The organism is Nesterenkonia cremea (genome assembly GCF_014642675.1).
GTDB lineage: Bacteria > Actinomycetota > Actinomycetes > Actinomycetales > Micrococcaceae > Nesterenkonia > Nesterenkonia cremea.
Genome location: NZ_BMIS01000018.1, coordinates 17,942 through 27,407, shown reverse-complemented (window position 1 = coordinate 27,407; position 9,466 = coordinate 17,942). Strand labels below are relative to the sequence as shown.

Annotated in this window: 7 protein-coding genes and 2 pseudogenes; 6 read left to right on the top strand and 3 right to left on the bottom strand. The window is 64.3% G+C overall.

Annotation, left to right across the window (positions count from 1 at the left end; genetic code table 11):
- Window positions 1–283 precede the first annotated feature (283 nt).
- The gene (locus IEW85_RS13515; protein ID WP_188686788.1) at window positions 284–1,462 is read right to left on the bottom strand and encodes a CaiB/BaiF CoA transferase family protein; all 1,179 of its coding nucleotides are present in this window, start codon (window positions 1,460–1,462) and stop codon (window positions 284–286) included.
- Between the two features lie 62 nt (window positions 1,463–1,524).
- Between IEW85_RS13515 and IEW85_RS13510 the strand changes: the two genes are divergently transcribed.
- The 5 genes and pseudogenes from IEW85_RS13510 to IEW85_RS14765 form a co-directional block, all read left to right on the top strand.
- Entirely contained in the window at window positions 1,525–2,433 is a 909-nt protein-coding gene (locus tag IEW85_RS13510) for a LysR family transcriptional regulator (protein ID WP_188686785.1), read from the top strand.
- Between the two features lie 162 nt (window positions 2,434–2,595).
- Window positions 2,596–3,789, top strand: a complete 1,194-nt coding sequence (locus tag IEW85_RS13505; protein ID WP_188686782.1) for an acyl-CoA dehydrogenase family protein — start codon at window positions 2,596–2,598, stop codon at window positions 3,787–3,789.
- A 49-nt stretch (window positions 3,790–3,838) separates the two neighbouring features.
- Window positions 3,839–5,163: pseudogene (gene gabT, locus IEW85_RS13500) on the top strand (4-aminobutyrate--2-oxoglutarate transaminase).
- Window positions 5,160–5,585, top strand: coding sequence for a thiamine pyrophosphate-binding protein (locus IEW85_RS14510; RefSeq protein ID WP_229659045.1), 426 nt, complete (start codon window positions 5,160–5,162; stop codon window positions 5,583–5,585). Before gabT ends, IEW85_RS14510 begins: the two are co-directional and overlap by 4 nt.
- Window positions 5,586–6,019: 434 nt before the next feature.
- Window positions 6,020–6,364 (top strand): annotated as a pseudogene (locus IEW85_RS14765) (phosphopantothenoylcysteine decarboxylase domain-containing protein); the annotation flags it as partial.
- 14 nt (window positions 6,365–6,378) lie between these two features.
- Here the strand turns inward: IEW85_RS14765 and IEW85_RS13485 are convergent.
- Complete coding sequence (locus IEW85_RS13485) at window positions 6,379–7,722, bottom strand: ISL3 family transposase (RefSeq protein WP_229659044.1); 1,344 nt, start codon at window positions 7,720–7,722, stop codon at window positions 6,379–6,381.
- A 216-nt stretch (window positions 7,723–7,938) separates the two neighbouring features.
- Between IEW85_RS13485 and IEW85_RS14500 the strand changes: the two genes are divergently transcribed.
- A complete protein-coding gene (locus IEW85_RS14500; protein WP_373286571.1) occupies window positions 7,939–8,220 on the top strand; it encodes a phosphopantothenoylcysteine decarboxylase domain-containing protein in 282 nt (93 codons plus the stop codon).
- Between the two features lie 3 nt (window positions 8,221–8,223).
- Here IEW85_RS14500 and IEW85_RS13475 read toward each other — a convergent pair whose 3' ends face one another.
- Complete coding sequence (locus tag IEW85_RS13475; protein ID WP_188686777.1) at window positions 8,224–9,447, bottom strand: thiolase family protein; 1,224 nt, start codon at window positions 9,445–9,447, stop codon at window positions 8,224–8,226.
- Window positions 9,448–9,466 lie beyond the last annotated feature (19 nt).

The window sequence follows — 9,466 nt, the reverse complement described above, 5'->3', positions numbered from 1 at the left end:
GTCATCGTGATGCCTTTCTTCGAGAGTGCTGTGAGAGGTTCACTCGAAGGATCACACGGTGGCCGTCACGTCTTCGTCAGCGACGCGCTCACCGGGTGCCGTACACCACTCTGACGGACGCTACTCCCTTTGCGCCCGGTGGGCTTGGGCAGCTGATCAGCGATCAGCTCCCACTGAGCATCAGAAAGAACCTGGAGACCAGACATGCCTCCAGGCTTCCAAGCCACCCCTCACATAATTCTCAGACACGCTCTAGGTGTTTCTTCTGGAGGTTGTTGAGGGTTCAGCCTTGCAGCCAGCGCAAGATCTGCTCCCGGTTCTCATCTAACCGGGGCGGGGCCGAACGGTAGGAGATCTCGGAGCGTGACCACTTCACCGGATGCGCCACGGACGCCGCCGAGGTCCCGTCCTCGCGGGTGAGTTCAACAGTGGGCTCCATGCCCAGCTGACGGGCGAAGTCCAGGCCGCCGACGACGTCGTTGATCGGCGCCGAGGGGACACCCACCTCACGCAGAGCAGCGGACCAATGCTCCGAGCTCTGCTGGACCAGTTTCTCCTCCAACAGTTCACGCAGCGCATCGCGGTGCTCATTGCGCCCGGCCATGCTCTCCCACCGGCTGTCCTCGGCAGCCTCCGGGCATCCCAGCACCGTGCAGAGCCGGGCGAACTGACCGTTGTTCCCGCAGGCGATGATGATCTCGCCATCGGCAGTGCGGAAGGGGCCATAGGGGAAGAGACTGGGGTGCTCATTGCCCATCCGGCGCGGAGAGATCCCGGTATTGGCAGCCGCCGAGGTCTGGTTCACCAAGCCGGAGAGCATCGAGAGCATGAGGTTTGCGGTCAGATGCTGGCCCTTGCCGGAGCTGGTGCGCTCATAGAGGGCAGCCAGCACCGCACCGTAGAGGTGCAGCCCAGAGATGACATCGACCACGGCCACACCTGCCTTGGTCGGCTCACCATCGGGGCTGCCGGTGACATGCATCAGTCCGGAGGCGCCCTGGGCCAGTACGTCATAGCCGGGCAGTTTGGCCCCGGGGCCCTCATGGCCGAAACCGGACAGTGAGGCGTAGATCAGCCCCGGGTACTTCTGCGAGAGGGTGGGGTAATCCAGGCCGAACCGGGCTAGGCCGCCGGGTTTGAAGTTCTCCACCAGCACATCTGCTCGCACCAGCAGTGCCTCGAGAGTCTCCCGGTCCTGCTCATCACCGAGATCCAGAGCAATGGAGTGCTTATTGCGGTTCACACTCTGGAAATAGGTGGACTCCCCATCGCGCTCCGGAGGCCGCCAGGTGCGGGTCTCATCACCCTGAGGCGACTCCACTTTGATCACCGTGGCCCCCAGATCAGAAAGCAGCATCGTGGCATAGGGTCCGGCAAGGACCCGGGAGAGATCCAGAACGACGACGCCGGCCAGGGGGCCGGAATGTCCCTGCTCGGAACCGGTGGGCGGTGTTGTGGTCATAGATTCACTGTCCTTCTTATCCGTTGACGCTCTATGCGGTGTGCTTCGCTTACGATGTGGCTATGGAGATCCAGCAGGCCCGGTGCTTTGTGGCAGTGGCTGAGGAGCGGCACTTCGGCCGCGCGGCCGAACGGCTGCGGATGACCCAATCGGCGCTGAGCCGCTCGGTGGCCCAGCTGGAACGTTCGCTGAGCAGCAGGCTGGTCGAACGCACCACACGATGGGTTTCGCTGACTGCGGCGGGGGAGGCGCTGCTGCCTCATGCCCAGGAGATCGTCACCCTGGTGGACCGCTCGGCTGAGATTGTCGAAGAAGCCACTAAGGGGCGCACCGGCAGAGTGCGACTGGGCTTCGCCAGCCCCTCGACCAACCATGTGGTGGGGCCCCTGGCCCGGCAGATCCGCGACCGGCTGCCCGGTCTGCGTCTGGAACTGGTCTCCTCGATGCTCTCCCATCTCGGCCTGGACCGGGTCCTGGCAGGGGAGTTGGATATGGCCCTGGGGCGCTGGGATCTGCTGCCGGCCGATGTCGCCTCCACGGTTATCGCCCAGGAGCGGCTGCTGATCGCCCTGCCGGTGGGTCATCCACTGGCCCGCCGTTCGGCAGTCTCGATCAAGGACTTGGAGAAGGACAGTTGGGTGGTGCTGCCCAGCGGTCCGGCTGCAGCCTTGCCGCAGCGGCTGCACTCGCTGGCCGCCCAGGCGGGCTTTGTTCCGAAGATCACCCAGATCGCCCCGGACTCGGCGACCTCCCTGGTGCTGGTTGCCGCCGGCTATGGGGTCGCCCTGACCCAGTCGACGGTGCGGGACCATATTCACGCTGAGGGAGTGGAGTTCAGGCCGATCGCCGAGCAGCCGCCCCCGCTGAAGGTGAAGCTGATTTGGCGCCGTGATGATGAAAGCCCCGCTCTGCATGAAGTGATTGATGTCTCGAAGCACCTTCATCCGGTTTCATCCGGTGCATTCCTCTGAGGAACCAAGGTAGCCTGTTTGAAGAAATCTTTGCGGTATATGGCGGATAATATGCAGATGTGATGAGCGTTGTGCATCAATCGTGTTGATCGGCAAAGCCATCAGAGACACTTTGATACAACTCAAAAGACCTTAGTTCTCGTATCCGCCGAAGGAGTCGCCGTGCCGGACCGTCCTGCCACAGATCTGCTGAACATCAAAGACCAGCTCACCGCCGAAGAACTGCAGATCAGGGATAAGGTCGCAGATTTCGTCGACCGCCGGGTCCGGCCCAATATCGCCACATGGTATGAAGATGCCGTATTGCCCACCGAACTGTTGCCTGAGATGGCCGAACTGGGCCTGTTCGGAATGCACCTGCAGGGCTACGGCTGCGCCGGCCGCTCCGCCACCGAATACGGTCTGGCCATGCAGGAGATGGAAGCCGGCGACTCCGGGCTGCGCACAGTGATCTCCGTGCAGGGGTCCCTGGCGATGTCAGCCATCTACAAGAACGGTTCCGAGGAGCAGAAGCAGAAGTGGTTGCCGAAGATGGCCGCCGGCGAGGTCATCGGCTGCTTCGGCCTGACCGAACCCACTGCTGGGTCTGACCCCTCCTCGATGACCACCACTGCACGCCGCGAGGGTGATGACTGGGTGCTCAACGGTCAGAAGCGCTGGATCGGACTGGCCGCCATCGCCGATATCGCCATCATCTGGGCTAAGGCTCCCACTGAGGACGAACACGGCAACACCGCCGAGAAGGTCCGAGGCTTCATCGTCCCCACCGACACTCCCGGCTTCAAAGCCACTGTCATCGACGCGAAGCTCTCCATGCGCGCCTCCCAGCAGTGCGATATCGACATCGAAGAAGTCCGCCTGCCCGCCGATGCCATCCTGCCGGAGAACCCCGGTCTGCGCGGTCCCTTCTCCTGCCTGTCCGAGGCTCGCTACGGCATCGCCTGGGGCGCCATGGGTGCCGCTCGGGACTCCATCGAGACCATCCTGGAGTACTCCGCAGAGCGTCTGCAGTTCGGCAAGCCCCTGGCCGGCTACCAGCTGACCCAGAAGAAACTCGCCGATATGGCACTGGAACTCAACAAGGGCCAACTGCTGGCCCTGCACCTGGGTCGGCTGAAGGACGCCGGGGAACTGGAGCCGCATATGATCTCGGTGGGCAAACTCAACAACTGCCGCACCGCCATCGAAATCTGCCGCGAAGCCCGTGCAGTGCTCGGCGGCAACGGCATCACCGGGGACTATTCACCACTGCGGCATGCCAATAACCTGGAGTCGGTACGCACCTATGAGGGAACCGATGAGGTCCATACCCTGATCCTGGGCAATAAGCTTACCGGAATCCCCGCATTCCGCTGACGATCGCCCCACGTGGACCACCACGCCTTCGACACCTAAGGAGTCCTCCATGGCAGAGTTGCCGCAATCCCGCCACCTGGCCACCGAAATCCCAGGCCCCAAGGCCCAGGAGCTGGCCAAACGCCGCGCCTCCTTCGTGGCCGCCGGCGTCTCCTCCCTGATGGGCACCTACGCAGTGCGCTCCCAGGACGGAATCGTGGAGGACGTTGACGGCAACCGGTTGATCGACCTTGGCTCCGGTATTGCGGTGACCAGTGTCGGTGCCAGCGCCCCCGCCGTCGTCGATGCCGTGCAGACCCAGGTGGCTGAGCTGACCCACACCTGTTTTATGGCCACCCCCTATGAGGGTTACATCGCCGTGGCTGAGAAATTGGCCGAGCTGGCGCCGATCAACGGTGAACTGCGCACCGCACTGTTCAACTCCGGTGCCGAGGCAGTGGAGAACGCGGTCAAGATTGCCCGCACCCACACCGGTCGGCAGGCTGTGGCCGCCTTGGATCACGCCTACCACGGTCGCACCACGCTGACGATGGCGCTGACCGCGAAGTCGATGCCCTATAAGCACGGCTTCGGCCCCTTCGCCCCGAGGTCTACCGGGTCCCCGGCTCCTACCCCTACCGGGACCAGCTCGATGGCGCGGCAGCAGCAGAGCGTTCCATCTCCACCCTGGAGAAGAGCATCGGAGCCGGAAACCTCGCAGCCCTGATCCTGGAGCCCATCCAGGGTGAAGGCGGATTCATCGTTCCCGCCGAGGGCTACATCAAGCGGATCGCCGACTGGTGTAAGGACAATGGAGTGGTCTTCATCGCCGATGAGATCCAGACCGGCTTCGCCCGCACCGGCGCCTGGTTCGCCTGCGAACACGAGGGTGTGGAACCCGACATCATCACCACCGCCAAGGGCATTGCCGGCGGTATGCCGCTCTCCGGTGTCACCGGCCGGGCCGAGATCATGGATTCGGTCCACTCCGGGGGACTGGGCGGCACCTACGCCGGCAGCCCCGTCTCCTGCGCGGCAGCCCTGGCAGCCATCTCCACTATGGAGAGCCAGGACCTCAGCGACCGAGCCCGCCAGATCGAACAGCAGGTTGTCGGTCAGCTGAAGGCAGCCCAGGAGAAGGACCCCCGGATCGGTGAGATCCGCGGCCGCGGAGCCATGCTGGCCATCGAGCTGGTAGACCCCGCCACCGGGGCACCCGATGCCCAGCTGACCAACACTGCTGCCGAGGTGGCCCGCAACGCCGGGGTGATCACCCTGACCTGCGGCACCTACGGCAACGTCATCCGCTTCCTGCCCCCACTGACCATCAGCGATGAACTGCTCAGCGAAGGAATCGGCGTCGTCGTCGACGCTATTGCGGAGGTCTCGGCATGACCACCGGTGCAGAAAGCCTGCTGGCCACTCTCGAGGCCAACGACGTTGATGCATGCTTCGCCAACCCCGGCACCTTGGAGATGCACTTCGTCTCCGCCCTGGACCGGGCCGACCGGATCCGAGGGGTCCTGGCGCTCTTCGAAGGGGTGGTCGCCGGGGCCGCCGACGGCTACGGCCGGATGACCGGCAACCCGGCGGCGACCCTGCTGCATCTGGGCCCCGGACTGGCCAACGGCCTGTCCAATATGCACAACGCCCTGCGCTCGCAGTCGCCGATCGTCAACGTCATCGGCGACCACGCCACCTACCACCGGGACCTTGACGCTCCGCTGACCTCCGACATCGAAGGGGCGGCCCGGCCCTTCAGCCACTGGGTGCGCACGACCCCCACCGCCAACTCCCTGGGACAGGACACCGCTTAGGCAGTCCGGGTCTCCCGGGAAAGCAAGATCGCCTCGCTGATCCTGCCAGCCGATGCCGCCTGGACTGAAGTGGATGCCGCCAACCCCATCGCGGTGAAGGCAGGTGAGCCCGCCGTGGAACCGCAGGTCCCAGACGGTGCCCTGGAGGCAGCCGCGCGAGTGCTCCGTGATGAGGGCAGCCGGACTGCGATCCTGCCAGACGCTGGGCCTCGGCGAAGGCGTCCAAGACGTGGTCGATGGCGGCATCGCCGATGGCGTGGGTTGCCACAGTCCAACCGGTCAGATGGCCCTGGATAATCATCCTGCCCGCAGATCCGACTCCGCGTACTGCAGATATCCGGTATTCTCCGGTTCGCCCACATAGCAGCGGTGCATGGCGGCAGAGCGGCCGATATAACTGCCATCGGACCAGATCTTCACCGGACCGACCCGCAACCCGCGAGCCCCTGGATCCTGTGCGTTACCTCGGCAACCGGTCATCCGGCGGACAGGGAATTGCCCTGGCTGAGGCTGCCGCAGCAGCTGGAGCGACTGTCCACCTCATCGCTAGGGCGACCGATATCGTCCCTCCGGCAGACAATCAGCGGATCACCGTGGAGAAGGTGGAGACCACTGCCGAACTCCAAGCAGCGGTCCAGGCCAAAGCCAAGAACGTTGATGCGCTCATCATGGCAGCAGCCGTGGCCGATTTCCGGCCAGCAGACTACGCGGCTAGCAAGATCAAGAAGACAGACGACGGCCCCAGCCCAGTCATCACCCTGGAACGAAACCCGGATATCGGGCTCTTCGGACTTCAGGTGGGGAGGTATCCGTCGAGGCCTCTTGCGATGAGTAGAATTCGTAGCCGGTAGTTGCTCCGGTTGCGGAACCCACGGGCGATCCTCCGGGCCAGCTCGATGAGCCCGTTGACGGCCTCGGTGCCACCGTTGTTCGACCTGTCGGTGGTGAAGTAGGCCAAGAACTCGCTGCGCCACCGGCGCAGGGTCCGGCCCAGCTTCGCGATCTCTGGTACCGGGCAACTACTGAAGGACTCCAGAACCTTCAGAGCGATCCGCCGCCCAGCTGACAGGTCGTGGTGCTGATAGGCCGAGCGGAGTTCTTGGGCGCATTGGAAGGCGATGAAGACCTCCTCATGCCTCGGATCAGCGGTGATGACCTTCTCGATGCGTCGGCACTGGGCTTGACTGAGATTCTCGATCCCGGCTTGCAGCAGCCGCCGGATCCCATAGAGCGGATCGCCCTTACGGCCTCGGTGCCCGAGAGTCTGCTGCTGGACTCTTCGGCGCACCTCGTCGACAGCTTGAGTGCCGAGCTTGACCACGTGGAAGGCATCAAGAACAGCGGTGGCCTCGGTCAGCTGGGCATCGATGGCGTTCTTGTACCCGGCGAAGGGATCCAGCGGGGCGATCTGGATCCCGGTGCGGAACTCTGGGCCGCCAGCGGCGAGCCATTCGGCGTAGACAGTGCCGCTTCGGCCAGGAACCAGATCCAACAACCTGGCCTGCACCCGCCCCTCCGAATTTCGGGTGAGGTCGACCATCCCGGTCAGCTCCTTCGGGCCCCGGCGAGCCGGATTCACGTGGTGCCAAATGTGCTCGTCCACTCCCAGAGTCGTCACCCCGGCAAAGCGATGCTCGTCCGTAGCAGCGTGGGCGAGCACCGGCCCGATGGCTCTCCAAGCGGTATGCCAGTCCACTCCCATCTGCCGGGCCAGCCCCTGCACCGAGAGGTTCTCCCGGCGCATCATCATGATCCCATAGGCGATGCAGCGTCTGGTCAGCAGCGCCCGCGGGGCCGCCACAGTGAGGTTCTGCTCAGTGAACACTCCGCGGGCACAACCGGGATCTACACACCGCCATCGACGCTTGCGCCATCGAAGCCTCGCCGGGATGCCATAGACCGGGGCATCGATGAGATCCACGCTCTTCCTGCCAGCACTGATGGCGATGACTCCGCAGTCCGGACAGCCCATCGGTGTTGAGGCTGACTCGACCACCACCTGCAGCCGCCCGGCAGTGGAAGGACGCTGGACGGCGATGACGTGGAGGCCGTCGAGGTCGGCGAAGAGGTCGCAATTGTGGCAGTAGAGGTGCTGGTCGGCTGGGCAGGCCGGGACGGGGCACGTATTCTCAGACATCGGGGTCGGGGCTTCCTGGATGTGCGGTTTGGTCGCTACACATCATCAGGGATCCCGGCCCCTTCTTCACCCCCTGTCCTCTGGTCACCGGCGCGTCGCCTGCCCCCACCTCAAATCCGAAGAGCCGGATATCCTCGCCGGGACAGTGACTCGCCGGAAACAACATGGCAACGGGCCGGCCGTCATCGTCGGATTTGCTGCAGAGACCGGAGATGAATCCACCGACCCCTTCAGCTGGCCCAGCAGAAGCTGCAGCGCAAAGGCTGTGACCTCTTGGTCTTCAACCGGGTAGGGGAGAACCTCGTCTTCGGTCAGGACACCACAGAGGTCCAGATCCTGGCCTCAGAGGCAGCCAAAGCACAGTTGGCAGCCACCGGCAGCGAGTCCGAGATCGGTGTCCGGGTCCGTGGCACCAAAGCGCAGGCCGCAGAGGCCGTCATCGGCTGTCTCAGCAGGCTGCTGACCGATTGGCCCCCGCGGCCTCAGGCCGATCGGTGAAGATCAGACTTTCTCCAGCAGCATCGCAGCGCCCTGACCCATGCCCACACACATTGTGGCCAGGCCCCGGTCAACTCCTTCATCCTCCATCCGGCGCAGCAGGGTCAGCACAATCCGGCTGCCCGAGGAACCCAAGGGGTGGCCCAGGGCAATAGCCCCGCCATCGGCGTTGACCACTGATTCATCCAGACCCAGGCGGCGGATACAGGCCAGCGACTGGGAGGCAAAGGCCTCATTGAGCTCCACGGCACCGATCTCATCCAGAGACCAGCCGCTGCGCTGCAGCACCCGCTCAGTAGCCGGAACCGGCCCCAGGCCCATGATCTCCGGTGAGATACCGGCATTTGTCCGGGCAACTACCCGGGCCCGGGCCTGCAGCCCAAACTTTTCCACCGCCCGCTCAGAGGCCACCAGCACAGCCGAGGCGCCATCATTGAGACTCGAGGCGTTGCCTGCTGTCACCACGGAACCACCCGAGACCACCGGACGCAGTTTGGCCAGGACCTCAACAGAGGTGTTGGGACGGGGACCCTCATCGGTGTCCACGGTAGTGACCTGACCCTTTCGACCGGGAACATCAACCGGTGTGATCTCCCGGCGCAGCCGGCCGGCCTCTGTAGCGGCAACAGCTCGCTGATGGGACTGCAGTGCGAAGGCATCAGCATCTTCCCGGAAAATCCCGTCCAGCTCAGCGACCTCCTCGGCGGTCTCAGGCATGGAGATCATCCGCTTCTCATGCTTGAGGTGCTCAGGATTGATGAACCGAGCCCCGATCGAGGTATCGGCGATCTCACCGGGACGGGCAAAGGCGGTGGTCGGTTTAGCCATCACCCAGGGCGCCCGGGACATGGACTCCACACCACCGGCGAGAACGAGATCGGCATCACCGGCGGCGATCATCTGCGATCCGGTGGCAATGGCAGACATCCCCGAGGCACACAGCCGGTTGACCGTCATTCCCGGCACAGTGTCCGGGAACCCGGCCAGCAGCCAGGACATCCGGGCCACATTGCGGTTCTCCTCACCGGCCCCATTGGTGTTTCCGAAGACCACCTCATCCACCGCGGCGGGGTCGATGCCGGCAGCCTGGACGGTCTTACGGATCACCAGGGCAGCGAGGTCATCGGGGCGGACAGCAGAAAGGGCGCCGCCATACCGGCCCACCGGGGTGCGGGTGCCGCCGACCAGGAAGGCAGCAGGGGCAGATGCGGAACTGGGCGATGACATGATCAAACCTCCAAGAGAT

What these genes read in the sequence shown, in the direction of transcription:
- IEW85_RS13515 (WP_188686788.1), bottom strand. Translation starts at nt 1,462, where the DNA reads ATGACCACAACACCGCCCACCGGTTCCGAGCAGGGACATTCCGGCCCC.
- IEW85_RS13510 (WP_188686785.1), top strand. Translation starts at nt 1,525, where the DNA reads ATGGAGATCCAGCAGGCCCGGTGCTTTGTGGCAGTGGCTGAGGAGCGG.
- IEW85_RS14510 (WP_229659045.1), top strand. Translation starts at nt 5,160, where the DNA reads ATGACCACCGGTGCAGAAAGCCTGCTGGCCACTCTCGAGGCCAACGAC.
- IEW85_RS13485 (WP_229659044.1), bottom strand. Translation starts at nt 7,722, where the DNA reads ATGTCTGAGAATACGTGCCCCGTCCCGGCCTGCCCAGCCGACCAGCAC.
- IEW85_RS13475 (WP_188686777.1), bottom strand. Translation starts at nt 9,447, where the DNA reads ATGTCATCGCCCAGTTCCGCATCTGCCCCTGCTGCCTTCCTGGTCGGC.